The 26,058-nt window shown below is 70.1% G+C and carries 16 protein-coding genes and 3 rRNA genes; 10 read left to right on the top strand and 9 right to left on the bottom strand.

Annotated elements, in window-relative coordinates; genetic code table 11:
• Positions 1-25 precede the first annotated feature (25 nt).
• Complete coding sequence (locus SJY07_RS06945) at positions 26-244, bottom strand: helix-turn-helix domain-containing protein (RefSeq protein ID WP_328294983.1); 219 nt, start codon at positions 242-244, stop codon at positions 26-28.
• 243 nt (positions 245-487) lie between these two features.
• Here SJY07_RS06945 and SJY07_RS06940 point away from each other — a divergent pair, with 243 nt between their 5' ends.
• The 7 genes from SJY07_RS06940 (at position 488) to SJY07_RS06910 (ending at position 11,354) form a co-directional block, all read left to right on the top strand.
• Positions 488-1,147: a hypothetical protein gene (locus tag SJY07_RS06940; protein ID WP_380157964.1), complete on the top strand. Its 660-nt coding sequence runs from the start codon at positions 488-490 to the stop codon at positions 1,145-1,147.
• Positions 1,144-2,421, top strand: a complete 1,278-nt coding sequence (locus tag SJY07_RS06935) for a CpaE family protein (RefSeq protein ID WP_380157962.1) — start codon at positions 1,144-1,146, stop codon at positions 2,419-2,421. The genes SJY07_RS06940 and SJY07_RS06935 overlap by 4 nt, the downstream gene beginning before the upstream one ends.
• A gap of 465 nt (positions 2,422-2,886) precedes the next feature.
• Positions 2,887-4,405 (top strand): 16S ribosomal RNA (locus SJY07_RS06930).
• 621 nt (positions 4,406-5,026) lie between these two features.
• Positions 5,027-8,210, top strand: a 23S ribosomal RNA gene (locus SJY07_RS06925).
• Positions 8,211-8,401: 191 nt separating this feature from the next.
• Positions 8,402-8,518, top strand: a 5S ribosomal RNA gene (gene rrf / locus SJY07_RS06920).
• Together the 16S, 23S and 5S rRNA genes form the textbook arrangement of a ribosomal RNA operon.
• 1,388 nt (positions 8,519-9,906) lie before the next feature.
• The gene (locus SJY07_RS06915; protein WP_380157961.1) at positions 9,907-10,824 is read left to right on the top strand and encodes a hypothetical protein; all 918 of its coding nucleotides are present in this window, start codon (positions 9,907-9,909) and stop codon (positions 10,822-10,824) included.
• 5 nt (positions 10,825-10,829) lie between these two features.
• A complete protein-coding gene (locus tag SJY07_RS06910) occupies positions 10,830-11,354 on the top strand; it encodes a DUF6912 family protein (protein ID WP_380157959.1) in 525 nt (174 codons plus the stop codon).
• A 13-nt stretch (positions 11,355-11,367) separates the two neighbouring features.
• Here the strand turns inward: SJY07_RS06910 and SJY07_RS06905 are convergent, their stop codons facing one another.
• The 3 genes from SJY07_RS06905 to SJY07_RS06895 are packed head-to-tail and all read right to left on the bottom strand — an operon-like array spanning position 11,368 to position 12,304.
• Entirely contained in the window at positions 11,368-11,865 is a 498-nt protein-coding gene (locus SJY07_RS06905; protein WP_380157957.1) for a DUF2505 domain-containing protein, read from the bottom strand.
• 2 nt (positions 11,866-11,867) lie between these two features.
• Positions 11,868-12,140 carry a hypothetical protein gene (locus SJY07_RS06900; protein ID WP_380157955.1) on the bottom strand — a complete coding sequence of 91 codons (273 nt, stop codon included), beginning with the start codon at positions 12,138-12,140 and terminating at the stop codon, positions 11,868-11,870.
• Positions 12,137-12,304 (bottom strand): hypothetical protein, encoded by a 168-nt coding sequence (locus tag SJY07_RS06895; protein ID WP_328294991.1) that lies wholly within the window; start codon positions 12,302-12,304, stop codon positions 12,137-12,139. Before SJY07_RS06895 ends, SJY07_RS06900 begins: the two co-directional genes overlap by 4 nt.
• A 112-nt stretch (positions 12,305-12,416) precedes the next feature.
• Here SJY07_RS06895 and SJY07_RS06890 point away from each other — a divergent pair, with 112 nt between their 5' ends.
• Both SJY07_RS06890 and SJY07_RS06885 read left to right on the top strand, forming a co-directional pair.
• Entirely contained in the window at positions 12,417-17,339 is a 4,923-nt protein-coding gene (locus SJY07_RS06890; RefSeq protein ID WP_380157953.1) for an NAD-glutamate dehydrogenase, read from the top strand.
• A gap of 46 nt (positions 17,340-17,385) precedes the next feature.
• Positions 17,386-18,888 (top strand): histidine kinase N-terminal domain-containing protein, encoded by a 1,503-nt coding sequence (locus SJY07_RS06885; protein ID WP_328296268.1) that lies wholly within the window; start codon positions 17,386-17,388, stop codon positions 18,886-18,888.
• A 96-nt stretch (positions 18,889-18,984) separates the two neighbouring features.
• Here the strand turns inward: SJY07_RS06885 and SJY07_RS06880 are convergent, their stop codons facing one another.
• Positions 18,985-19,233, bottom strand: coding sequence for a WhiB family transcriptional regulator (locus SJY07_RS06880; protein ID WP_012086460.1), 249 nt, complete (start codon positions 19,231-19,233; stop codon positions 18,985-18,987).
• Positions 19,234-19,607: 374 nt separating this feature from the next.
• On the opposite strand from SJY07_RS06880, the gene SJY07_RS06875 reads away from it, so the two are divergent.
• Positions 19,608-20,015 carry a hypothetical protein gene (locus SJY07_RS06875; RefSeq protein ID WP_380157950.1) on the top strand — a complete coding sequence of 136 codons (408 nt, stop codon included), beginning with the start codon at positions 19,608-19,610 and terminating at the stop codon, positions 20,013-20,015.
• 16 nt (positions 20,016-20,031) lie between these two features.
• Here the strand turns inward: SJY07_RS06875 and SJY07_RS06870 are convergent, their stop codons facing one another.
• From SJY07_RS06870 to SJY07_RS06855, 4 genes are all read right to left on the bottom strand, one after another.
• The gene (locus SJY07_RS06870) at positions 20,032-20,904 is read right to left on the bottom strand and encodes a SigB/SigF/SigG family RNA polymerase sigma factor (RefSeq protein WP_328294994.1); all 873 of its coding nucleotides are present in this window, start codon (positions 20,902-20,904) and stop codon (positions 20,032-20,034) included.
• A 38-nt stretch (positions 20,905-20,942) separates the two neighbouring features.
• On the bottom strand, positions 20,943-21,362 hold the full coding sequence (locus SJY07_RS06865; RefSeq protein WP_328296269.1) for an ATP-binding protein: 420 nt from the start codon (positions 21,360-21,362) through the stop codon (positions 20,943-20,945).
• Positions 21,363-21,474: 112 nt separating this feature from the next.
• Positions 21,475-21,993: a GNAT family N-acetyltransferase gene (locus tag SJY07_RS06860; RefSeq protein WP_380157947.1), complete on the bottom strand. Its 519-nt coding sequence runs from the start codon at positions 21,991-21,993 to the stop codon at positions 21,475-21,477.
• Positions 21,990-26,030 (bottom strand): FtsK/SpoIIIE domain-containing protein, encoded by a 4,041-nt coding sequence (locus SJY07_RS06855; protein ID WP_380157945.1) that lies wholly within the window; start codon positions 26,028-26,030, stop codon positions 21,990-21,992. Before SJY07_RS06855 ends, SJY07_RS06860 begins: the two co-directional genes overlap by 4 nt.
• Positions 26,031-26,058 lie beyond the last annotated feature (28 nt).

Below are 26,058 nucleotides of genomic sequence, written 5' to 3'. Positions count from 1 at the left end.
TCGGTCGGTGGGGTCGGTGAGCGGGTCAGTCGGTGTGGTCCTCGCCCGCGAGGACGCTCTCGCGGGTCTGGGTGTACATCCGCTGGATGTAGTCCTCGAGCTCGGAGTCCTCGACGCGCCACTGCCCACGCCCGCCGACCTTGATGGCCCGCAGTTCTCCCGTGCGGACCAGGGCGTAGGCCTGGGCCGAGCTGATCGCGAGCGTCTCGGCGACATCCGCGAGCGGGACGAAACGGGCGGGCACGGGGTCTCCTGGTGGGCGTCGTCGGAGCTGGTCCTGGCGGGTGTCCGCATCCTCGCACGACGTCACCCTGGCGCATCGGCCGTTCGGGTGGCCTGTGGACAACCGCGGACCCCCGCCGCTCAGGAGCCTCACCATGGTCCTCGATCACAGCGCCTGGAGCCCGGGAAGTGCCCGGACCTCCACGCGTCGGACGACGGAGGGCCCCCAGTGCGGACAGCGGTACGAGCGGTACGAGGACGTGACGTGCCGCCGGTGTCGGTCGCCCGGCGGGTGAGCGCCCCCTCGTGGCGCGATCCGCGGTTGCTGATCGGCCTGGCCCTCGTCCTGGCCAGTGTCGTGCTGGGCGCGCGGGTGGTCGGTGCCGCCCAGGCGACGGTGGGCGTGTGGGCGCTGGCGCGCGACGTCGGCGCGGGGCAGTCGCTGACCGCCGCCGACCTGCGCGTGGTCGAGGTGCACCTCGACGAGGGGACGGGGACGGCCTACCTCGAGGCCTCCGCCGGCGCGCTCGACGCCGAGCTGGTCGCTCTGCGGGGCCTGCGCGCCGGTGAACTCCTCCCGCTGTCCGCCCTGGGACGCACCGGAGACCTCACGTCGCGACCCGTGACGGTGCCCGTCGCGGGGAACGTCCCGCAGGGCGTCCAGGTCGGTGCCCTCGTCGACCTCTGGGTCGTCCGGGCGGCCGGGGCCGGGGCTGTCGAGGACGCGGTCGAGCCGGAGCGCCTCGTCGAGACCGCCGAGGTGTCGGCGGTCGTCACCGGCGGGGGTGCGCTCGGTGCCCGGTCGGGGGCCGACGTGCAGGTGGTCGTCCCGGAGTCCGCCATGCCCGCTGTCCTGCAGGCGGTCTCGAACGACGACGACCTGGTCCTGGTGCCGGTCCCCGGTGCCGGAGGTGCTCGCTCGTGACGCTGCCGGTGGTCGTCTCGGTGCCCGGGCCGGCCGAGGCGAGGCTCCTCGCGGGCTGGGAACCGTTGCGACGCGAGCTCGTCGTCGTGCGCCGTTGCCCGGACGTGGCCGACCTGCTGGCGGCCGCCGGGGCCGGTCTCACCCGCGCCGTGGTGGTGGGGGCGGACCTCCCGGGGTGCGACAGCGAGACCGTCGAGGCGTTGCGGCGGTGGGGGGTCGCACTCCTCGTCCTGGTGCCGGAAGGACCCGAGGGGGAGGCGGCCGAACGACGCTGGCGCGCGGTGGGGGCGACGCGGTTCGCCCTCGAGGGGCGGTCTCCCGGCGACCTCGCGCGGGACGTGGCGATGGCCGTCGAGTCGCTCGACCGGGTGGACGAACCGGGTCCTCCGCCTGCGCTCGAACCGGTCGCCCAGGCCGTCCCGGGGCGCACCGTCGCGGTCTGGGGACCGCACGGTTCCACGGGACGCACCACGGTCGCCGTGAACCTCGCGTTCGAGCTCGCGCTGGCCGGGCAGGAGGTGCTCCTGGTCGACGCGGACACCCGGGGAGCAGCGGTGGGCCAGACCCTCGGTCTCCTCGACGAGGCGCCCGGTCTGCTCGCGGCCGTGCGCTCCGCGGCGGACGGCCGGTTGGACGTCGCCGCGTTGCAGCGGCACACCGCCGTCGTCGCCACCGGGCTGGGGGTCTTGACCGGCGCGACCGACCCGCTGCGTTGGAGCGAGGTACGTCCGGCGGCGTTCCGCCGGGTGCTCGAGGTCGGCGCCACCGCGCACGACTGGAGCGTGCTGGACCTCCCCGGTGGCCTCGAGGACCCCGTGCAGGGAGCGGGGGAGGGGCGCAGCCGGGACGCGATCACGACCACGGCGCTCGAGGCCGCCGACGTGGTCCTGGTCGTGGGGGCGGCTGACCCCGTGGGGTTGCAGCGCTTCGTCCGCACCTGGGACCGCCTGCGGGAGGTGGCGCCGGACGCGCTCGTGGTGCCCGTCCTCAACCGGGTACGGGTTTCGGCCGTGGGGAGCCCCGCTGCCCGACGGACGACGTCCACGCTCCGTCGCTTCGGTGGGGTGGAGAACCCGGTGCTGTTGGACGAGGATGCCGCGGCGGACGCTGCGTCGCTGGCCGGCCGCGCCCTGGCGGAGGTGGCACCGCGCAGTGGCCTGCGCCGCTCGCTCAGCGATCTGGCGATGCAGGTGGAGGCGGTGGTCGACCTGCCGCCGGACCCGGCGGAGGCGCTCGTGGGGGCAGGATTTGACCCGCTGCTGGCCCGCAGTTAACGTAGTTGTCACACCGCAGGACGGGGAGGAACGGACGGGAAACCGGCCGGTCTCCGGAGGCGGGGGGACAGCTCCGAAGAGTTTCACCAGTTGCAGGCGCTCAACTGTGCCCGTCGACTGCCGATGAAACTGGAGCGTCCCGACCGGGCCTGAAAGTCCGGTAAGCTGGACGAACTACCGCAGACGAGAAGCCGCCGAAAAGCGGTTGACAGTCGTGTGTCCGGTTCTTGAGAACTCAACAGTGTGCCAAAAATGTTGATGCCATATATGTATCAACCCCCAATTCGACTGTCACTGCGCTGCGTTTTCTGCGTGGGTGGGTGATGGTTTGGGGTTCCTTTGGGATTGATCTCCGCCTCTTTCACGCCAGTGGGGGGTGGGGTTTTCGAGTCCAAGGGTCAACTATGAAGTGCTAAAGATCTTGGCTGTGCTGCTGCTTTTGGTGGTGGTGTGGTCGTAGGTTTTTCGACGGAGAGTTTGATCCTGGCTCAGGACGAACGCTGGCGGCGTGCTTAACACATGCAAGTCGAACGGTGAAGCCCTTCGGGGTGGATCAGTGGCGAACGGGTGAGTAACACGTGAGCAACCTGCCCCTGGCTCTGGGACAACCACTGGAAACGGTGGCTAATACCGGATACGACCTGCCTCGGCATCGAGTGTGGGTGGAAAGTTTTTCGGCTGGGGATGGGCTCGCGGCCTATCAGCTTGTTGGTGGGGTAATGGCCTACCAAGGCGACGACGGGTAGCCGGCCTGAGAGGGCGACCGGCCACACTGGGACTGAGACACGGCCCAGACTCCTACGGGAGGCAGCAGTGGGGAATATTGCACAATGGGCGAAAGCCTGATGCAGCGACGCCGCGTGAGGGATGACGGCCTTCGGGTTGTAAACCTCTTTCAGCTCCGAAGAAGCGAAAGTGACGGTAGGAGCAGAAGAAGCACCGGCTAACTACGTGCCAGCAGCCGCGGTAATACGTAGGGTGCAAGCGTTGTCCGGAATTATTGGGCGTAAAGAGCTCGTAGGCGGTGTGTCGCGTCTGCTGTGAAAACTCAGGGCTCAACTCTGAGCTTGCAGTGGGTACGGGCACACTAGAGTGCTGTAGGGGAGACTGGAATTCCTGGTGTAGCGGTGAAATGCGCAGATATCAGGAGGAACACCGGTGGCGAAGGCGGGTCTCTGGGCAGTTACTGACGCTGAGGAGCGAAAGCATGGGGAGCGAACAGGATTAGATACCCTGGTAGTCCATGCCGTAAACGTTGGGCGCTAGGTGTGGGGTCCATTCCACGGATTCCGTGCCGCAGCTAACGCATTAAGCGCCCCGCCTGGGGAGTACGGCCGCAAGGCTAAAACTCAAAGGAATTGACGGGGGCCCGCACAAGCGGCGGAGCATGCGGATTAATTCGATGCAACGCGAAGAACCTTACCAAGGCTTGACATGCGCGGTGGAATCCCAGAGATGGGGTGTCATTTAGTTGGTCGCGTACAGGTGGTGCATGGTTGTCGTCAGCTCGTGTCGTGAGATGTTGGGTTAAGTCCCGCAACGAGCGCAACCCTCGTTCCATGTTGCCAGCACGTTATGGTGGGGACTCATGGGAGACTGCCGGGGTCAACTCGGAGGAAGGTGGGGATGACGTCAAATCATCATGCCCCTTATGTCTTGGGCTTCACGCATGCTACAATGGCCAGTACAGAGGGCTGCGATACCGTGAGGTGGAGCGAATCCCAAAAAGCTGGTCTCAGTTCGGATCGGGGTCTGCAACTCGACCCCGTGAAGTCGGAGTCGCTAGTAATCGCAGATCAGCAACGCTGCGGTGAATACGTTCCCGGGCCTTGTACACACCGCCCGTCACGTCATGAAAGTCGGTAACACCCGAAGCCGGTGGCCCAACCCGTAAGGGGGGGAGCTGTCGAAGGTGGGACTGGCGATTGGGACGAAGTCGTAACAAGGTAGCCGTACCGGAAGGTGCGGCTGGATCACCTCCTTTCTAAGGAGCATCAACCCCGTCACTGAGTTGAATCTCAGGTCTCAGGCCTCCTTCGTGGGGTATGAGGTGTGGTGGGGATGGGCCAGTTTCGTCGGCGTATGTTCGGCGGCTGGTGCTCAAGGGTGGAACATCAACACGGCACTTCTGGATGCTCATCATCTGTCAGTACCTCGAGTTTTGCTCGGGTGGAACGCGGTGGTGGGGGTCGGGGAGTGTCTGGCGCACTGTTGGGTCCTGAGGGACCGGCCGGCTGGCGTGCTTTCGGGCATGGCTGGTGGTTGGTGTCTTGGTCTGGGCCTGCCCTGATCGTTCACATCGGCTCGAGAGTTTTCTAGGGTGTCTGGTGTCGGTCTCTACGGGGTGGGTGCGGGTTGTCTGTTGAGAACTGCACAGTGGACGCGAGCATCAAGTAGTGATGTTCGTCGAGTGATAATCCTCTGATGAGCGGGCTGTCATCTCACTTCGGTGGGTGGTGGTCCGTACTGTCTTTGTGGTTTGGGTTTTTATTGCAGTTTTGCCTTGACCTGCATGTCTTCTCTGCTGCTGTTGACCTGTTGCCGGGTGGTGTTCCTTTCGGGGGGTGCTGGTCGGTGGGGTTGGTGGTGGTGGGTGGTGTGTGGTGGTCAAGTGTGTAAGGGCGCATGGTGGATGCCTTGGCATCAGGAGCCGATGAAGGACGTGGGAGCCTGCGATAAGCCTCGGGGAGTTGGCAACCGAATGTTGATCCGAGGGTGTCCGAATGGGGAAACCCGGCCGTCGTCATGGGCGGTCACCCGCACCTGAATGTATAGGGTGTGTGGAGGGAACGTGGGGAAGTGAAACATCTCAGTACCCACAGGAAGAGAAAACAAATAGTGATTCCGTGAGTAGTGGCGAGCGAAAGCGGATGAGGCTAAACCAGTTCCGTGTGATACCTGGTAGGGGTTGCGGGGTTGGGGTTGTGGGAGTGTTCTGGACTGGGCTACCACCTGGTCGGGGAGTGAGAAAGTCGTGGTGTAGCCGAAGGGCCTGGGATGGTCCGGCGTAGTGGGTGAGACCCCCGTAGGCGAAACATTGCGGCCTCCTTGGGAGCATGTCCCGAGTAGCACGGGGCTCGTGGAATCTCGTGTGAATCTGCCAGGACCACCTGGTAAGCCTAAATACTTCCTGATGACCGATAGCGGACAAGTACCGTGAGGGAATGGTGAAAAGCACCCCGGGAGGGGAGTGAAATAGTACCTGAAACCGTGTGCCTACAATCCGTCGGAGCAGGCTTGTACCTGTGACGGCGTGCCTTTTGAAGAATGAGCCTGCGAGTTAGTGGTGCGTGGCGAGGTTAACCCGTGTGGGGTAGCCGTAGCGAAAGCGAGTCCGAATAGGGCGTCCTATAGTCGCGTGCTCTAGACCCGAAGCGGAGTGATCTACCCATGGCCAGGTTGAAGCGCGGGTAAGACCGCGTGGAGGACCGAACCCACCAGGGTTGAAAACCTGGGGGATGAGCTGTGGGTAGGGGTGAAAGGCCAATCAAACTCCGTGATAGCTGGTTCTCCCCGAAATGCATTTAGGTGCAGCGTCACGTGTTTCTTGCCGGAGGTAGAGCTACTGGATGGCTAATGGGCCCCACCGGGTTACTGACGTCAGCCAAACTCCGAATGCCGGTAAGTGAGAGCGTGGCAGTGAGACTGCGGGGGATAAGCTTCGTAGTCGAGAGGGAAACAGCCCAGATCATCAGCTAAGGCCCCTAAGCGTGTGCTAAGTGGGAAAGGATGTGGAGTTGCGCAGACAACCAGGAGGTTGGCTTAGAAGCAGCCACCCTTGAAAGAGTGCGTAATAGCTCACTGGTCAAGTGATTCCGCGCCGACAATGTAGCGGGGCTCAAGTACACCGCCGAAGCTGTGGCATTCACATATTAATCTCTCTCCAGCAGTGATTCTTGTCTGTGGCCTTCGGGTTGTGGGTGGGGGTTGGGTGTTGGTGGGCAGGTGTGTGGATGGGTAGGGGAGCGTCGTGTGTGGGGTGAAGCAGCCTGGTGATGGGTTGTGGACTGCACGCGAGTGAGAATGCAGGCATGAGTAGCGAATGACGGGTGAGAAACCCGTCCGCCGATTGACCAAGGGTTCCAGGGCTAGGTTCATCCGCCCTGGGTAAGTCGGGACCTAAGGCGAGGCCGACAGGCGTAGTCGATGGACAACGGGTTGATATTCCCGTACCGGCGTAGAACCGTCCATGGTGAGGCCGGGGATGCTAAGCACCCTAAGCCGCCGGCGCCTTCGGGTGGTGGTTGGTGGAGCGTGTGATCCGATCCGGTAGTAGTCAAGCGTATTAACAGGGGTGACGCAGGAGGGTAGCTTCCGCGTGGCGATGGTTGTCCACGTCCAAGGGTGTAGGGCGAGGTGTTGGTAAATCCGCACTTCTGACTTCAATGTCGTGTCTGAGACCTGATGGTGACCCTTTCGGGGGGAAGTAGGGTGATCCCATGCTGCCTAGAAAAGCCTCGGCGCGAGGTTCGAGCCGCCCGTACCCTAAACCGACTCAGGTGGTCAGGTAGAGAATACCGAGGCGTTCGAGTGAATCGTGGTTAAGGAACTCGGCAAAATGCCCCCGTAACTTCGGGAGAAGGGGGGCCTGAGACGTGAAGCTCCTTGCGGGCTAGCGTTTGAGGGCCGCAGAGACCAGGGGGAAGCGACTGTTTACTAAAAACACAGGTCCGTGCGAAGTCGCAAGACGATGTATACGGACTGACGCCTGCCCGGTGCTGGAACGTTAAGGGGACCGGTTACCCACGCAAGTGGGGACGCTGAGAACTTAAGCGCCAGTAAACGGCGGTGGTAACTATAACCATCCTAAGGTAGCGAAATTCCTTGTCGGGTAAGTTCCGACCTGCACGAATGGCGTAACGACTTCCCCGCTGTCTCAACCGCGAACTCGGCGAAATTGCACTACGAGTAAAGATGCTCGTTACGCGCAGCAGGACGGAAAGACCCCGGGACCTTCACTATAGTTTGGTATTGGTGTTCGGGACGGCTTGTGTAGGATAGGTGGGAGACTGTGAAGCGGTCACGCTAGTGATGGTGGAGTCATCGTTGAAATACCACTCTGGTCGTTCTGGATGTCTAACTTCGGTCCGTGATCCGGATCAGGGACAGTGCCTGATGGGTAGTTTAACTGGGGCGGTTGCCTCCTAAAGAGTAACGGAGGCGCCCAAAGGTTCCCTCAGCCTGGTTGGCAATCAGGTGTTGAGTGTAAGTGCACAAGGGAGCTTGACTGTGAGACCGACAGGTCGAGCAGGGACGAAAGTCGGGACTAGTGATCCGGCCGTGGAGTGTGGAATCGCGGTCGCTCAACGGATAAAAGGTACCCCGGGGATAACAGGCTGATCTTGCCCAAGAGTCCATATCGACGGCATGGTTTGGCACCTCGATGTCGGCTCGTCGCATCCTGGGGCTGGAGTAGGTCCCAAGGGTTGGGCTGTTCGCCCATTAAAGCGGTACGCGAGCTGGGTTTAGAACGTCGTGAGACAGTTCGGTCCCTATCCGCTGCGCGCGTTGGAAACTTGAGAAGGGCTGTCCCTAGTACGAGAGGACCGGGACGGACGAACCTCTGGTGTGCCAGTTGTTCCGCCAGGAGCATGGCTGGTTGGCTACGTTCGGAAGGGATAACCGCTGAAGGCATCTAAGCGGGAAGCCTGCTTCGAGATGAGGTTTCCGTGCCCTGTTGAAGGGGTGGGAGGCTCCCTGTAGATCACGGGGTTGATAGGCCGGGTGTGGAAGCAGCGACGAGAGAGCTGTGGAGCTGACCGGTACTAATAAGCCGATCACTTGTCTACCACGCACCAGCTGCCGCCACGTTGTGGTGGGTTGGTGGGTCATGGCGAGTGCAGTAAGACCTAACGAAACAACATCAACTGCTGTTGAGTGTTCGCGTCCATTGTGTGGTTCTCGGGAGAGAACTCGAACACACGCTTCACGTCCTAGTTCGCTGGGGGTGGGGGGTGTGGTTTGATCCTGGCCTTTGTGGTCCGGTGGTCATAGCGGTGGGGAAACGCCCGGTCTCATTCCGAACCCGGAAGCTAAGCCCACCTGCGCCGATGGTACTGCTCGGGAGACTGGGTGGGAGAGTAGGTCACCGCCGGCCACTCACTCTTGTAGTGGGTAAGCGTGTGGGGAGTAGTCCTTTTCGGGGGCTGCTCCCCACACGCATGTCCAGCCTCAACGTGAAACGTGAGACGCTGGACCGCTCTGAAGTTCGAGCTCAATGTGAACAGTGACGAGGACTCCGCGTTCGACGCGGGTGGGTGGGAGATCGGCATGGCTGAATCTGGTGCACGAGGTCGCGACGGTGGCGACCGGCGACCAGCCGGCGGCGGTCAGCGCGGCGCACGCGCTGGCGCTCCCCGCAGCGGAGGTGGGTTCCGACCCGCCGCTGGTGGTCCTCGTCGAAGCGGTCCGCCCTCCGGTGAGGCGGGCCAAGAACGAGGTGAACGCCGCGAGTGGGGTGACCGTCCGCGTCGCTCGACGCCCAGCGATGACCAGCGGCCCGGACGTCCTGTCCGCGACGGGGCCTCGCGCTCGGATCGTCCGCAGCGCAACGACTTCCGCAACGGTGAACGTTCCTACGGTGGTGGCACCAGCCGTCCCCAGCGTGACGGCGACCGTCCCCCCTTCCGCGGGGAACGCGACCAGCGCCCCAACCGCGACGGTGAACGTTCCTACGGCGGTGGCAGCACGCGCCCGCAGCGTGATGACCGTCCTCGTCGTGACGGGGACCGTCCTCCCTTCCGCGGTGACCGCGAGCAGCGACCCGCTCGCGACGGTGAACGTTCCTACGGCGGCGGTACCAGTCGACCGCAGCGCGACGACCGTCCCCAGCGCGACGGTGCGCGCTCTTACGGCGCGGGTAGCCGCCCGCAGCGTGATGACCGTCCTCGTCGTGACGGGGACCGTCCTCCCTTCCGCGGGGACCGCGAGCAGCGACCCGCCCGCGACGGCGAACGTTCCTACGGCGGCGGCACCAGTCGTCCGCAGCGCGACGACCGTCCTCGTCGTGACGGGGACCGTCCTCCCTTCCGCGGGGACCGCGAGCAGCGACCCGCCCGCGACGGCGAACGTTCCTACGGCGGCGGCAGCAGTCGACCGCAGCGCGACGACCGCCCTCCTCGTGACGGCGGCCGACCGGCTTTCCGGTCGGACCGCCCGCAGCGCAACGACTCCCGTAGCGACGAACGCAGCGGACGTCCCCCTCGCGGTGATCGTGACCAGCGACCGCCGCGCGACGGTCAACGTTCCGCCGGCGCCGGTACCAGCCGTCCCCAGCGCGATGAGCGTCCCCGCCGTGACGGCGACCGGCCTGCGTTCCGTGGCGACCGTGACCAGCGACCCCCGCGCGACGGTCAACGTTCCGCCGGCGCCGGTACCAGCCGTCCCCAGCGTGACGACCGTCCCCGCCGCGAGGAGAACCGATCGTCCGGCGGTGGTCGACCCACGCGTGGCGACGAGCGTCCCCGTCGCAGCGAGCGTGGACCCGTGCGTGCTGGTGCGGACCGTCCGCGTGAGGACCGTCCCGAGCGCCCGACCGGCCCGCGGCTCCCGGACGACGTCACCGGCAAGGAACTCGCGCCCGACGTCCGGCACTCGCTCTCGGGGTTGACCTCCGAGAACGCCGACATCGTCGCGAAGCACCTCGTGGCCAGCGGTCGCTTCGTCGACGTCGATCCCGAGCTGGCGTGGCAGCACGCCCAGGCCGCGCAGCGTCGCGGTGGGCGCATTGCCGCCGTGCGCGAGGCCGCCGCCATCGCCGCCTACAAGGCCGGTCACTTCCGCGAAGCCCTGTCCGAGCTCCGGACCGTGCGTCGCATGACCGGGGACGACAGCTACCTGCCTCTCATGGCCGACTGCGAACGCGGCCTCGGCCGCCCCGAGCGTGCCCTCGACCTCGCGACCTCGCCTGAGGCCGCCGCCCTCGAGACCGAGGCGAAGGTCGAGATGTTGATCGTCGCCGCCGGCGCTCGTCACGACCTCGGCCAGCACGATGCGGCCGTCGTCTCGTTGCAGGTGCCGCAGCTGCGCACCAACAGCCGCGCCACCTGGCGTGCCCGGCTCTGGTACGCCTACGCCGATGCGCTCATCTCCGTCGGCCGCCAGGCCGACGCCCGGGAATGGCTCGTGCGCGCCGCCGAGGCCGACACCGACGGCGAGACCGACGCCTCTGAGCGTCTCGACGAACTCGACGGCATCGTCTTCGACGAGGAGTTCGAGGACGACGACGTGGCGGCAGCCTCCACGGCCTCCGCGACCTCTGACGAGGACGACGACGAGGACGACGACGAGGACGACGACGAGGACGACGACGAGGACGACGACGAGGACGACGACGAGGACGACGACGAGTCGGACGAGTCCGAGTCCGACGACGAGTCCGACGACGTGAAGAGCGAGCACTGAGCAGCATGCGGGTGTACTGGCCGACGACCCTGTCGGAGCTGGCGCGGGTGGCTGAGTCAGGGCTCCTCGCCCCGGCCCCCGCCGTGGTGCACGCGGTCACCCGCACCCTGCGCGACTTCTACGCTGACGCCGATCCTCGTGACCTCGAGGAGGAGCTGGAGTACGTGGCCATGTCGGACGCGGCGGAGCAGTCGGTCCGCCTGTTGGCGCGCGACACCGCGCCACCGCGACGGGTCGTGCTCGCCCTCGACGTCACCGATGGTGACGTCGAGACGAGCTCCGACGCCGGGTGGTCAGCGCCGGTGCGTTCCCAGGTCACGGTGAAGGTCGCGCTGACGCTCGACGCGCTGGCCAGCCTGCACGTCGACGACGCGGAGGCGGAGGCCGACGTCCGAGCGGCGGTGGCCGCCCTGCCCGCCGCCGACGCCGGTGACGAGGAGGCCCAGTTCGCCGTCGAGGCGTGCGAGGGTCACGACCTGCTCTGGTACGACGCCGGTGAACTGCCGGTGCTGCTCGCGGTCGGTCCCTGACCGACCGACGGGCTCAGCGGGACAGCCACTCCCGGGCCAGTTCGACCTCGGAACGCACGAGGTCGAGCAGGCCCGGGAGTGCTGCTTTCTCCACCGTCCCGCCCAGCAACGGGACCCGGACGCTCAACGACCCGGTCAGCTCGTGGACGCTGCCGGCCTCGACGGGAGCGAGGACGGCGGTCGCCGTCAGCTCGACGGGGGCGGAGCGGACGGTCAGAGTCAGCTGTCCCCGGCGGGAGCCGTCAGAGCCGGCCGGTGCCCAGCGCTCGACCTGGTCGACCACGGCCGTGGTCCCGAGGAAGCGCGACGCGGCCTGGGGGAGCCGGTCGGTGCCCACGGTGCGCGACGTCGTGACGACGGTCGTTCCCGCGTCGTCCGTGACGGATTCCTCGTGGGTCAGCGCGCCGGTGCGTTCGGCCCGGGCGACGAGGAAGGCCGGGTCGGTGAGGACGGCCCACACGGCGCCGGGTGCGGCGGTGAACTCTGAGCGTTCGGAGAAGTTCGTGGACACCTTCAGCGGTTCCCTTCACGGGTCAGGACGGCGAGCGGGGCACCCAGGTCGCCGACCAGGGCCCGCTCGACCTCGAGGACGGCATCTGCGCCGGGCGGTGACGGAAGGGCCCGCAGCCGGTCCGCGGCGAGGTCCACCGTCCGGGCTGCGGCCAGGACGGCGGCGACGTCGTCCGCGGCGGTCAGAGCCGTGGACGCCCGCCGCAACCGGGCGGCGAGGGCGGCGAGCCCGGTGACGTCGCCGCGGCTGGGACCGACGAGGTCGACGACGGTCACGGGCGCGAGAGGAGGTCGTGAACGGCTGCCACCAGCTCCTCCACGGCCGACGCGGCGGTCGGGTCGTGCAGGTCGACGTCGGTGGCGGCCAGCTCGCGGGCCAGCGCCGCGCGCTCGGCCGGCGGGGCGCTCGGGCCGGTGATCGGCTCGCTGGTGATCGGCACGCGAACACTCTATTGCGCGGCCCGCGAGCAGTCCGCGACCCGGGCCCGCCGCACGATCGCGGAGATCACCACTAGGCTGCTGGTGCGTATCCACCCGCGAATCGGAGCAGTGATGCCCGCCTCCACCTCGGCCCCCGCCAGCACCGTCCGCGAGCTCGTGCGAGCCGCTGTCGCCGTCCGCGACACGTCGTGGGGTGACGGCCTGCCGACGTCGTTGCGCGACGGCAGCGCGCCCGAACGGTTGCTGCTGGACTACTACGCCCACACGTCCGTGGACGACCTCGCCGACCACGAACCGGCCGAACTGCTGGCCGCGGTGGCCTCGCACGTGCGCAGCGGGGAACGGCGCCCAGCGGGCACGACGCTGGTGCGCGTCGTCGACGGTGCCGAGTCCGGGGCGGGGTCCGGCCGCTCCACCGTCGAGGTGGTCACCGACGACATGCCGTTCCTGGTGGACAGCCTCACGGCGGCGTTGACGCGGCTGGGACGGGGGATCCACCTGATGGTGCACCCGCGCCTCGCCGCGAAGCGTTCCGACGACGGCACCCTCATGGACCTGCACGACCTCGACACCGCGCCGCCCTCGGAGCCGGCGGAGTCCTGGATCCGGATCGAGGTCGACGGGCACGGCGGCCACGAGGCCGACGCGGAGCTGCTGAGCGAGCTGACCCACGTGCTGGACGACGTCCGGGCAGCGGTCAACGGCTGGCAGCCCATGCGCGCCAGGGCGTTGCAGATCGCCGACGAGTTGCAGATCGACCCGCCCCGTGGGGTGAGCGACGCCGAACTGCGCGTCACCGAACGGTTCCTCCGCTGGATGGCCGACGACCGCTTCACGTTCCTCGGCTACCGCGAGTACGACCTGCGGACGTCCGGAGACGACGTCGTCCTCGCCGCCCGTCCCGGGACCGGACTCGGGGTCCTCGCCGAGCGGCCCGGGCGTTCCGGCGGGCGTGAGCGGACGCTGTCGGGTCCGGTGCGCGACAAGGCGACCGAGGCCCAGGTGCTCGTCGTCACCAAGGCCAACGCCAAGGCGACGGTGCACCGACCCGCGTTCCTGGACTACGTCGGGATCAAGACCTTCGACGACCAGGGACGGGTGACGGGGGAGCGACGCTTCCTCGGGCTCTTCACGTCCGTCGCCTACACCGACTCGGTGAAGCGCGTCCCCGTCGTGGCCGAGAAGGTCACCGACGTGCTGCAGCGCGCCGGTTTCGGGTCCAGCGGGCACTCCGCCAAGGACCTGCTGAGCATCCTCGAGACGTTCCCCCGCGACGAGCTCCTGCAGTCCGACGTCGACTCCATCCTGCGCACGGCCCTCGCCGTGCTGCGGTTGCAGGAACGTCGCCGCACGCGCCTGTTCCTGCGCCGCGACGACTACCGCCGGTTCATGTCCTGCCTGGTCTACCTGCCCCGCGACCGCTACACGACCCGGGTCGGGGCCCGCATCGAGGCCTCCCTCAAGGAGGCGTTCGACGGCGGTTCCGTCGAGTCGACGTTGCGCGTCTCGGAGTCGGTGCTGGCTCGGCTGCACATCGTCGTGCGGGCCCGGCCGGGCGAGGAACTCAGCGACGTCGACGTGTCCCGCCTGGAGACCGATGTCGCCCGCGCCGCCCGGTCCTGGGACGACGACCTCGCCGACGCCGCCCGCGTCCAGCTCGGGGACCGCGCCTCGGCGGCGCTGGTGCGTCGCTGGGTGGCGGGCATCCCCAACGGTTACCGGGCCGCGGTCGACGCCGAACGTGCGGTGCGCGACCTCGCCCGGGCCGGTGAACTCCTCGACGCCGGCGGTGAGGTGCCCGTCCTCGACCTGCGCGACGATCCCGAACAGCCCCGCACCTGGCGCTTCACCAGCTACCGGACCGTTCCCGTCACGTTGAGCGCGGTCCTGCCCGTCCTGACCGACCTCGGGGTCGAGGTGACCGACGAGCGGCCGCACGTCGTGCACCGCGACGACGAGCGCACCGTCCACATCGACGACGTCGGGCTGCGCCTGCCCGTCGACGTCTGGCAGCTCGACGCCGACCCGGCCGCCGCCAGGAAGCGCTTCTGCGACGCCTTCGCCGCGGCCTGGACGGGGAAGGCCGAGAGCGACGCCCTGGCCCGCCTCGTCCTGGCGGGGCAGCTGGACTGGCGCCAGGTCTCGATCCTGCGGGCGCTGGTGCGCTACCTGCGCCAGGTCGGTCTGGCCTACTCGCTCGACTACGTGGCCAACTGCCTGCTGGCCAACGTCGGACTGACCCGGCTCATCGTGCGGTTGTTCGAGGCGCGGTTCGCGCCGACCCGGCACGGTCACGAGGACGAACGCGCCGAGCTCGTCGACGCTCTGGTGGAGGAGACCCACGGCGCTCTCGACGAGGTCGACGGCCTGGACGCCGACCGCATCCTGCGCGCCCTGCTCTCCGTCGTGCAGGCGATCGTGCGGACCAACGCCTACCAGCACGCACCGGACGGGCAGGCCCACGACCACCTGTCGTTCAAGTTGTTCCCGCGCCTCGTCGCCGGGATGCCGGAACCCGCCCCGCACGCCGAGGTCTGGGTCTACTCCCCGCGCGTCGAGGGCGTCCACCTGCGTTTCGGCGAGGTCGCCCGAGGCGGGTTGCGCTGGTCGGACCGCCGCGAGGACTTCCGCACCGAGGTGCTCGGGCTGGTCAAGGCGCAGATCGTGAAGAACGCCGTCATCGTCCCCACCGGGGCCAAGGGCGGTTTCGTCGCCAAGCAGCTCCCCGACCCGTCGGTGGACCGCGACGCCTGGTGGGCCGAGGGGATCGCGTCGTACAGGACGTTCATCTCGGGGTTGCTGGACATCACCGACGACCTGCGGATCGTCGAGGGCCGACGCACGACGGTTCCCCCCGTGGACGTCGTGCGCTACGACGGCGACGACTCCTACCTGGTGGTGGCGGCCGACAAGGGGACGGCCACGTTCTCCGACATCGCCAACGAGATCGCGGTCTCCCGGGGGTTCTGGCTCGGGGACGCGTTCGCCTCGGGCGGGTCGGTGGGCTACGACCACAAGGCCATGGGCATCACGGCCCGCGGCGCGTGGGAGAGCGTCCGCCGCCACTTCCGCGAACTCGGGCACGACACCCAGACCCAGGAGTTCAGCGTCGTCGGCGTCGGCGACATGAGCGGCGACGTCTTCGGCAACGGGATGCTGCTCTCGGACCGGATCCGGCTGGTCGCCGCGTTCGACCACCGCCACGTGTTCCTCGACCCCGATCCCGAACCCGTTGCCGCGCACGCCGAGCGGGCCCGGTTGTTCGCGTTGCCGCGCTCGTCGTGGGCCGACTACGACACCTCGCTGATCTCGGCCGGTGGTGGGGTGTACCCGCGGACGGCCAAGTCGGTCCCGGTCAGCCCGCAGGTCGCGCAGGCCCTCGGCCTGGAACCCGGAACGCACTCGATGTCCCCGGTCGAACTGCTCAAGGCGGTGCTCGCGGCCCCGGTGGACCTGTTCTGGAACGGCGGGATCGGCACCTACGTCAAGGCGTCGACGGAGTCGCACCCGGACGTGGGCGACAAGGCGAACGACGCCATCCGCATCGACGGCCGCGACCTGCGGGCCAGGGTCGTCGGCGAGGGCGGGAACCTCGGGCTGACCCAGCGCGGTCGCATCGAGGCCGCCCTGCAGGGCCGCGGGGGAGCGGGCGTCAAGCTCAACACCGACGCCATCGACAACTCCGCCGGCGTCGACTGCAGCGACCACGAGGTCAACATCAAGATCCTCCTCGACCACCTCGTCACGCAGGGGGAACTCGAGCCGGGTGACCGCAACGACACCCTGCTGCGGATGACCGACGAGGTCGGCCGTCTCGTGCTGCGCGACAACTACGACCAGAACGTCGTCCTGAGCGTCGAGGGGACCTTCGCGGCCGGGCTGCTCCCGGCGCACCGACGGTTCCTCGACACGCTGCAGCGCAACGGGGACATCGACCGGCGGCTGGAGGCGCTGCCGTCGCCGACGGAACTGGACCGGCGCGCCCGCGACGGTGCCGGGCTCACCATGCCCGAACTCTCCGTCCTCGTCGCGCACGCCAAGATCAGTCTCGGTCGCGACGTGCTGGCCAGTGCTCTGCCCGACGAGCCCTGGGTGGCGGAGACCCTCAAGGGGTACTTCCCGGCCGAGCTGCGGGAACGTTTCGGCGACCACCTGGCCGACCACCCGCTGCGGCGGGAGATCGCGACGACGGTGCTGGTGAACCACGTCGTCGGCACCGGCGGGTTGACGTTCGCCTTCCGGGCGGCTGAGGAGACGGGCTGCGACCCGGCCGACGTCGTGCGGGCGTTCGTCGTCGCGACCCTGGTGTTCGGGCTGCTCGAGCGCGCTGCCGCGGTCGAGGCCCTGGACGGCACCGTCGAGGCCCACGTGCAGTCGCGGATGCGCCAGGAGCACCAGCGGTTGCTGGACCGTTCGGTGCGGTGGCTGCTGCACGCCCGGCCGGAGGGGATCGACGTGCCGGCCGAGATCGCGCGGTTCGGTCCGGCGGTGGCGCGGCTCACGCCGCAGATCGCCACGTTCATGCGCGGCGTGGACGCCGAGGCGACCGACGCCGAGACCGCCTGGTTCACCGAGCGCGGGATCGAGGAGGGCGAGGCCCGCCGCACGGCGTCGCTGCTGGCGACGTACCCGTTGCTGGACGTCGTGGAGGTCGCCGAGGCGTCCGGGCGGGCCGTCGAGGAGATCGCCGCCACCTGGTACGAGCTCTCGCACCGCTACGGCATCGAAGCGATGCTCGACGGGATCGCGGCCCTGCCGCGGGCGGACCGCTGGCAGTCGCTCGCGCGGGCCGCGCTGCGCGACGACCTCTACTCCGCCCTGCGCGACCTCACGGCCGCCGTCGTCGCCCACGCCGGTGCGGAGGACGAACTCGACCCGGCCGCGGCCGTCGAGGCGTGGGAGACCGCGCACGCGCCGGCGGTGCGACGGGCCCGGCAGACGATGGGGGACCTCGAGGGGGAGCCGGGTGCCGGGGACCTCGCGGCGCTCTCCGTGGGGCTGCGGACGCTGCGGACCGTGCTCCGTGCGGGCTGACCGGTTCGCCGCGCCGGGCGAGCCGTAGGCTCACAGGGTGCCGACCATGTCTGACCTGCTGCACTCGGAGACCGCCGTCGAAGGCGCCGAGGCGGAGTGGTTGCGCCTGCTGGTCGGCGACTGGCAGCTCATCTCGGACCTGTCCTTCGCCGACCTGGTGCTGTGGGTCCCCTCCGCGGACCGGCAGCACTTCGTCGCGGTGGCGCACTGCCGGCCCACGACGGGACCGACCGTGCACTACGACGACGTCGTGGGCGCGGTCCTGGAGCGGGGTCGCCGCCCGCAGGTCGACACGACGTTCGACGAGGCGCGCAGCCTGCGCGGCCGGGACCCGGAGTGGGATGACGACGTCCCCGTGCGCGAGGAGACGATCCCCGTCGTCCGCGAGGGGGTCGTCCTCGGGGTGCTGGCCCGCCACACCAACCTGGCGACCTCGCGGACCCCGAGCCGGCTGGAACTCAACTACGTCAAGTGCGCCGACGACCTCACGCGGATGATCGCCGCGGGTGACTTCCCGCAGACGGCGGCGCCGACCGGGCCCCGGCGCGGCGCTCCCCGGGTGGGGGACGGGATGTTGCGCCTCGACTCCGAGGGCGTCGTGACCTACGCCAGCCCGAACGCCCTCTCCGCCTTTCACCGGGCGGGCCTCATCGGGGAACTCGTCGGGGCCAACCTCGCCGAGATCTCGAGTTCGCTGGCGGCGAGCCACCTGCCCGTCGACGAGTCGCTGCCGCTGGTCGTGACCGGTCGAGCGCCCTGGCGCACCGATCTCGAGACCGATGCCGCGACCTTGTCGATGCGGGCCATCCCGTTGACCCGCAAGGAGAACGGTACGGCGACCCGGATGGCGGCGCTGCTGCTGGTGCGCGACGTGTCCGAACTCCGTCGTCGTGAGCGTGAACTCATGACGAAGGACGCCACCATCCGCGAGGTCCACCACCGGGTGAAGAACAACCTGCAGACGGTGGCCGCCCTGCTGCGTCTGCAGGCCCGCCGGATCGTCTCCGAGGAGGGGCGTTCGGCGCTGCAGGAGGCGATGCGTCGCGTCTCGACGATCGCGACCGTGCACGAGACGTTGTCGCAGGGGATCGACGAGAACGTCGACTTCGACCAGGTCCTCGACCGCTGCCTGATGATGGCCGCCGAGGTCGCGATGGAGAACGCCGAGCGCGTCCGCACCGTCCGGGAGGGGAAGTTCGGGGAGTTGCGGCAGGAGGACGCCACGGCGCTGGCCCTCGTCCTCACCGAACTCGTCACCAACGCCGTCGAGCACGGGTTCGGCTCAGACCGGGCCGGGACGGTCGTGGTGCGGGTCGAGCACACCGACGACGACCGCCTCGCGGTCGTCGTCAGCGACGACGGGATCGGGCTGCCCGAGGACTTCCAGGCCGGCAGTTCGGGTCTGGGGACCCAGATCGTGCGGTCGCTGGTGGCCGGCGAACTGAGGGGGCGCATGGAGTTCGGGTCGAGCGACACCGGCGGGACCGAGGTCCGCCTGGATCTGCGGGTGCGTCGCGACGCCAGCCAGATCGGCTCCGTCCGCAACTGACCGGACATCGCTGACCGGACATCGCTGACCGGACGTCGAACAGCCCCGGGACCTCGTGGATCCCGGGGCTGCTCGAGGTGGGTGGTGGAGCTGAGGTCAGCTCGCGCGGCGGGCGCGGGCGGCGCGGCGCTTGAGCGCGCGGCGTTCGTCCTCGCTCATGCCGCCCCAGACGCCGGCGTCCTGGCCGGTCTCCAGCGCCCACTTCAGGCAGGAGTCGACGACGTCGCAACGACGGCAGACAGCTTTGGCCTCTTCGATCTGGAGGATCGCCGGACCCGTGTTCCCGATGGGGAAGAACAGTTCGGGGTCTTCGTCGAGGCAGGCAGCGCGGTGGCGCCAGTCCATGGGGATTCCACTCCTTCTCAGCGGTTGCGGTCTCAGTACGCGCGGGCCCGTGTCGTGGTGACGAGTTGGACACGCGTGATCCCTGAGCACCGGCAGCGCCGGCGGTGCCGGGACGCAGCCGCACTGGTCGGTGTGGACCAGGTGCGACGTGTGTCGGGGATCGCGTTGGGATCTAATGTCACATCCCGCGGCGCTTCCCACAAGAGGTACAGCCGGGCCGTTCGTGGAGGAAGCGTGTCGGCTTCGTCACATGGACGTAACACGGATGACCCCTCCCGGTAATCCCCGATCCCCGCACGAGGCAGCGCGACACGCCGTAGTGGTGGCCCCCCGAGGGGGGACGGTGCTCAGGGGCACGCCGTAGCGTTCTCCTCGTGCCCCCCGGTTCGCCCTCCCACCCTGCGCTCACCCCGCGCCGTTCACCCCTGCTGACGCTCGTCGCGGCCCTCGTGATCGTCGAGGCGCTGATCCTCGTGGGGGCCGCGGTCTACCTGCTGCACGGACTGCTCGTCGAGGACGCCGCCGCGCCGATCGCGGCGATCGCGATGGTCGTGATGGCGCTGATCTTCGCGGTGGGCGTCGGCTTCTGCGGGTGGGGCCTCCTGCACCGCGCGACCTGGGCGCGTTCCCCGGTCGTGGTGTGGCAGCTGCTCGAACTGGCCGCGGGCATCCCCGCGTTCAGCGGGGGATCACCGTGGGTGGGGGTCGTCCTGGTCGTGCCAGCCGTCGTCGTGCTCGTCGGGCTGTTCGTACCGTCGGTCTCCGCGCAGGTCTCGCGCTGACCCGCACGCAGCCGGGTCAGTCCGTCTCGTCACCGAGGCCCTCGCGCAGCTCGGCGAGGGTCCGGGTCAGCAACCGCGACACGTGCATCTGGGAGATGCCGATTTCGGCCGCGATCTGCGACTGCGACATCCCGCGCACGAAGCGCAGCGCCAGGATCCGGCGTTCCCGTGCCGCCAGACCGGCCAGCAGCGGGCGCAGCGCCTCGCGGTTCTCGACGTTCTGCAAGGCGTCGTCGTCGGCACCGAGGGAGGCGACCGGGGACGTCGGGGAGCCGGTGTCCAGGGGCAACGTCGAGTAGGCGTTCGCGGACTCCAGGACGTCGACGACGTCCTCGGCGTCGTAGCCGGTGCGTTCGGCCAGTTCGGCGATGGTCGGTGCCCGACCGAGTTCGTGGGTGAGCGCCTCGCGCGCGTCGCCGAGCGCCCGTCCGGCCTCCTGGATGCGGCGGGGGACGCGCATCGCCCACCCGCGGTCGCGGAAGTGACGCTTGATCTCGCCGAGCATGGTCGGCACGGCGTAGGCGCCGAAGGGGACGCCGCGGGTCGGGTCGAAGCGGTCGAGGGCCTTCAGGAGCCCGATGGTGGCGACCTGGACGAGGTCGTCCTGCGGTTCGCCGCGGCCGAGGAACCGCGCGGCGAGGTGCTCGGCCAGGGGGAGGTGGCGGCGGGTGAGGTCGTCGCGCAGGCGGACCCGCTCGGGGTCCCCGATCGGGAGGGAGGCCATCCGGGACAGCAGCGGGGCGTCCTCCACGTCGCGCGAGGACGGCAGGTCGAGCGGCGCCGCGACGGGCGGCTGCGGGACGTCCGCAGGGCGGCCGTCGGGGTCTTCGTCGGCTCTGCTGCGCGGATCGATGACCTCAGGGTCACCGTGCGCGTGCGTGCGCGCCACCGGGACGTCACGCGCACGGGGGCGCGGCGGCGTCCGGTTCACCCGACCCCCGCCGCCAGGCTTGCCTGGGCGCCACTGGTCTTGCTGTGCCGCAACACGATCCAGGCCCCGGTGGAGGACGTTCCGGTGAAGACCTCGCCGACCAGGGCCTCCAGCACGGCCCAGGCGAAGCTGGAACGCTCGGGCAGTTCCCGGGCCGGGCCGCGGACCTCGACCTCGAGGCTGCCCTCGCCGAGCCGGAAGGTCGCGACCAGTTCCTCGTCGTCGGGGGCGGAGCCCAGGAGCAGGGTGCAGGCCTCGTCCACGGCGATGCGCAGGTCCTCGATCTCGTCGAGGGTCAGGTCGAGCCGCGCGGCCAGGCCGGCGCTCGCCGTGCGGACCACGGTCAGGTAGGCCGGGTCCGCCGGTACCCGCAGCTCCACCAGATCGGTCGCTGCGTCCGGGTCCGGGGTGCTCACCGGGTCTCCGGTCGTGGGGGTGGACACGGGTTGACGTCCTCTCAGGGCCGGGTGCGGGTGTCGCACGCAGCAGCTTGGTAGATGCTCACCGTAGACCGCCGCGCACTGTGGGTCACTTCCGGTCGGAGGCGGTCGCCAGCGCGTCCAGCCGGTCCCCGTCGAGGCGCCACACGGTCCAGTCCTCCTCGGGGCTCGCCCCGAGCGTCCGGTAGAAGCCGTGGGCCGGGGTGTTCCAGTCCAGCACCCAGAACTCCAGGCGCCCGAAGCCGCGGTCGGCGCAGATGCGCCCCAGCTCGCCGAAGAACGCCCGACCGATCCCGGACCGTCGGTGCTCGGGCCGGACGAACAGGTCCTCCAGCCACATCCCCTGCCGGCCCAGCCAGGTCGAGAACGTCGTGTACCAGAGGGCCATCCCGGCGACCTGGACGACCCCGTCGACCTCCACCTCGGCCAGCACGCAGCCGATCCCCGTACCCGGCTCCAGCGCGCGGGCGAAGTCCTCGGCCCGCGCTGTCGCGGCCTCCGGCTCCTTCTCGTACTCGGCGAGCTCACGGACCATCTCGGCGATGCTCGCGCCGTCGGCGGGGACGGCGGTGCGGAGGGTGAAAGCGGTGGGGGAGGCGTCACTCACCCACTCACCGTAAGGCAACCGTCACGGCGTTCCGGGCCCACCTCGGGGCCCTCGTCCAGGTGCTCGACGGGGGTGGCGACGCGCACGCTCGTCCACTGCCCGTCACGCACCACGAAGCCCGCTCCCACGCCCGGCCCGGGGGCCACGACCGGGCGCCGCGAGACGACCTCCGCGGGCACCGTCCCGCCGCGGCCCAGCAGCACCGTGGTCCGGGCGGCCGTCCGTGCCGCGGCGGCCAGGCCGCGGAAGGCCCCGGACACCTCCGCGCCGTCCCCCGCGAGCACCACCCGTGCCCTGCCGCCGCGGGTCAGGGCAGCCGCCAACGCGTCCTCCGACGCCGGCGGCAGGGGGCGGGAGACGTCGTCGACGAGGACGAGGGCGTCACCCGCGAGAGCGGCGGCGAGAGCCTCCGCGCCGACCTCACGAGCCCAGCACACCGTGCCGCCCGCGGCGGTCTCGGCCCCGGCCAGCGCCCGCAGTGCGGACGTGCGTCCGCTGCCCGGGGGACCGCAGACCAGGACGGCCCCCCGCGGGTCGACCCGCACCACGTCGGCGTCGTCACCGCCACGCCCCAACGGGAGCCCGTCCCGGCCGCCCACGTCGACGTCGTCGAGGCGCACCACCGCGGGGAGGGGGGCCACCGCGTCGCGCCCGCCGACCGCACCCGGCGCGAAGGGCAGGGCGACCTGCACCTCCTGCGCGCGACCGTCGACGACCAGCAGACCCCGCCCCGGTGGGGCCTGTCGCGGCACCTCGGCAGCGCGCAGACCGAGCAGCGCGGCGTCGCTGCGGTCCGGCAGGCGCAGCAGCACGACCTGACCGCAGGTGCCCGCCACGGGACCCGTCAGCGCCTGCCGGTCCGCGCCCACGACGATCCGGACGCCGACGCCGGAGGCCTCCCGCAGCAGCCGCAGCAGCGCCTCCGGACCGGCGGCCGGGTCCGCCACGCCGAGGGCGTTCACCCAGGCCTCCCAGCCGTCGACGGCGAGCAGCAGGAACGGTTCACCGGCCCAGCCCGAGGCCCGCCGCCGCTCGACCTCCCCCTGCAGCCGCAGCAGCAACCGACCGGCCCGCCACACCTCGCTCGGGCCCACCACCGACCCGACCCGACCCCGGCCGGCGAGGTCGGCGAACCCGCCGCCGGCGTCCAGCACGTGCACCTCCAGAGGATCCGCGGCCCTGCCGCGACCGGCCGTCGTCACCAGGCGCCGCAGCAGCGTCGTGCGGCCCGAACGGATCCCGCCGACGACGAGCAGGTGGTCCCCGGCCGCGAGGTCCCAGCCGGCGCTCTCCTGACGCTGGCTGTCCGGCAGGTCGAGCCGCCCCCAGGTCAGGACGCTCCCACCGGAGGGCGGGACGTCGTCGGAGCCCAGGACGTCGGGCAGCGGCGCCAGCCAGGGGGAGGCGGGCACCGTCCGGTCGGTGGCGGCCGTGCGGACCGCGTCCACCAGGCCGGGGAGGTCGTCGACCTCCTCGCCCGCCTGCACCGTCCCCGGGGCCCGGACCTGCAGGCCCACGCGGGGGCGCGGACCCGACAGCCGCGCGGTCTGGAACGTCTCCAGCCCTTCGCTGCCCCGGCGCAGGACGGCGCGTCCGGGGACCCGGTCGCTGAAGGAGGCCGGGGACGGATCGCCCACGACGTCCTCGGCATCGGCCCGGTCCTGCACGCGCAGGGCGATCCGCAGGTTGGTGTTCGCCCGGATCTCCGGGCTGACCACCCCCGCGGGCCGCTGGGTCGCCAGGACCAGGTGGATGCCCAGCGACCGACCGACGGCGGCCAACCGCACGAGACCGTCGACGAAGTCGGGCAGCTCCTGGCTCAGCACCCGGAACTCGTCGACGACGACGACCAGGCGCGGGAGTCGCCCCGGCGCCAGGTCACGCACGTCCGCGGCGCCCGCGGCGGCCAGGACCTCCTCGCGGCGGCGGACCTCGGCCCGCAGGCTGCGCAGCACCCGCGCGGCGAGCTGGTCGTCGAGGTCGGTGACGACCCCGGCGACGTGCGGCAACCGCACGCAGTCACCGAACGCCGCCCCGCCCTTGTAGTCGACGAGGACCAGCTGGACGGCCTCGGGCGGTGACCCCGCGCACAACCCGGCGACGAGGGTCCGCAGCAGCACGGACTTGCCCGCACCCGTCGTGCCGGCGACGAGCGTGTGCGGACCGTCCGCGGCGAGGTCGACCCGGCAGACACCCTGCCCGCCCACGCCCAGGACCGCCGGGAGCCCCGGGACCACCTCCCGCCAGGAACGGGCGAGATCCCCGGCGCTCGCGGGACCCAGGAGGTCGGTGAGCCGCACGTCACCGGGCGTCGCGGTACCCGCCGTCGTCCCGGCGTCCCGCAGGGCGGCCAGTCCGCGGGCCAGCCGCTCCGACCAGTCCACACCCACCCCGTCGGGACGGAAGCGGCTCGACCCGGTGCCGGTGACGAGCCGGGCCGGGGTCGCGGCGAGGTCGACGACGGAACGGCACTCCGCGGGCAGCTCGGAGACGTCGTCGGCCAGGCAGACCACGTGCACGCCGTGCCGGGGCCCGTCGTCGAGCAGGTCGGCCAGTCGCGGGTCCGGCCGCCACCGGGGCGCGTCGTCGAGCACGAGCACCAGGTGGCTCCCGCCGCGCCACTGCTCCCGACCGCCCCGCGTACCGGCCCGGCGCTGGGCCAGCTCGCGCGCGGCGGTGGCGAGGACGTGAGCGGCGTCGAGGTCGAGGTCGGGGGTGAGCAGGTGCGGCAGCCAGGCGCTCCACGACCAGTCCTCCGGGGACCCGGCCACGCCGAGGCGCAGGGTCGCCGGCGAGTGCCACCCCGCGAGCTGGCCGACCACGAACCGGGCCGTGCGCAGCAGGGCGGGACGGGGTCCGGCCAGCCCGAGCGGCCCCGCGGTGAGCGCGACCCCCACCGGGACGTCGCGCAGCAGCACCTCCGGCAGCTCGGCGTCGGGGCGTTCCCCGCGCACCTCGACCGCTGCGGACGGGCGGTCGCCGAGTCCGAACCGGACGTGCAGGTGGTCGGGGTGCTCCGGCGAACGCGCGAACAGGCCCTCGCCGCGGCCGAGGACCTCGGCCAGCAGCCTCGCCGCGTCCGGAGCGAACTCGTGGGCCCGGTCGCGCTCGGCGGTGAGCGCCGAGCGGCGGGTGGCGGTGACCAGTTCCCGGGCGGCCCGCAGTTCCACGGCCCGACGGCGGGTGGTGGCCGTGTGCCGACGGCGCTGGGTCCACCACTGCCCCCCGACGAGCACGGGGGAGGCCAGGCCCAGCAGCAGGGACAGCGGGCTCCAGAGCAGCGCCAGGACACCCGCGAGGGCCAAGGGCACCAGCAGTGCGAGGACGGGGAGTTCCGGGGCCGCTGCGCTCGGCGCTTCCGCGGGCCAGCGCAGCACGTGGCTGGGCGCCGGCGGGAGCAGTCGCGGCGGCCGGTTCAACCGGAGACGGCCCTGACCGTCGGCACGGACCCCCGCGGGACGCACCGGGGTCGGGGCGAGTTCGAGCACGGAACCACCGAGCACCAGGCGGACGGGCAACGGCACCCGACGGGAGCCGCGGAGGGTCTCCCGCCCGTTCGTGTGGAGCAACGCGGTTCCGTTGAGCGAGCCGGTGTCGCGCACCGTCACGGTTCCGTCGTCGTGCACGGTGAGTTCCGCGTGGACGCGCGACACCGAGGGGTCGTCGAGACCGAGGTCGAGGTCGAGGTCGGTCCCCGGTTCCCCGCGGCGACCAACGCGGTGGGTTCCGGTTCCCAGGCCCGACGTCCGACCGGCCTCGGGTCCGGCGACGACGTGCAGCGCGAGTTCCGCCTCGCCGATCTCACCGGCCTCGCCGACGGCGGGAACCCGGACCCCGGCCACCAGCGGCGGTCGGCCGAGGACCGCGCCGGCGACGAGTTCCCCGTCCACCCGCCACTCCTCCTCCCACCCCGAGGGCCAGGGGCCGGTCAGGGGTTCGAGGAGTTCGCGGGCAGCCGCCAGCGTGACACCGGCGGGATCCTCGACCGGTGGGTCGATCTCCACGTCGGCGCCCAGGACGGTCATCCGGAACGGCACGCCGGGATCGTGGCACGCTGCCCGCGGG

This window comes from Kineococcus sp. R86509, from assembly GCF_042466365.1.
Taxonomy (GTDB): domain Bacteria; phylum Actinomycetota; class Actinomycetes; order Actinomycetales; family Kineococcaceae; genus Kineococcus.
This window is presented reverse-complemented; position numbering and strand designations above follow the sequence as displayed.

Excerpts from the sequence above, each read along its gene's own strand:
- SJY07_RS06910 (WP_380157959.1), top strand. The coding sequence starts at position 10,830 with ATGCGGGTGTACTGGCCGACGACCCTGTCGGAGCTGGCGCGGGTGGCT.
- SJY07_RS06890 (WP_380157953.1), top strand. The coding sequence starts at position 12,417 with ATGCCCGCCTCCACCTCGGCCCCCGCCAGCACCGTCCGCGAGCTCGTG.
- SJY07_RS06885 (WP_328296268.1), top strand. The coding sequence starts at position 17,386 with ATGTCTGACCTGCTGCACTCGGAGACCGCCGTCGAAGGCGCCGAGGCG.
- SJY07_RS06880 (WP_012086460.1), bottom strand. The coding sequence starts at position 19,233 with ATGGACTGGCGCCACCGCGCTGCCTGCCTCGACGAAGACCCCGAACTG.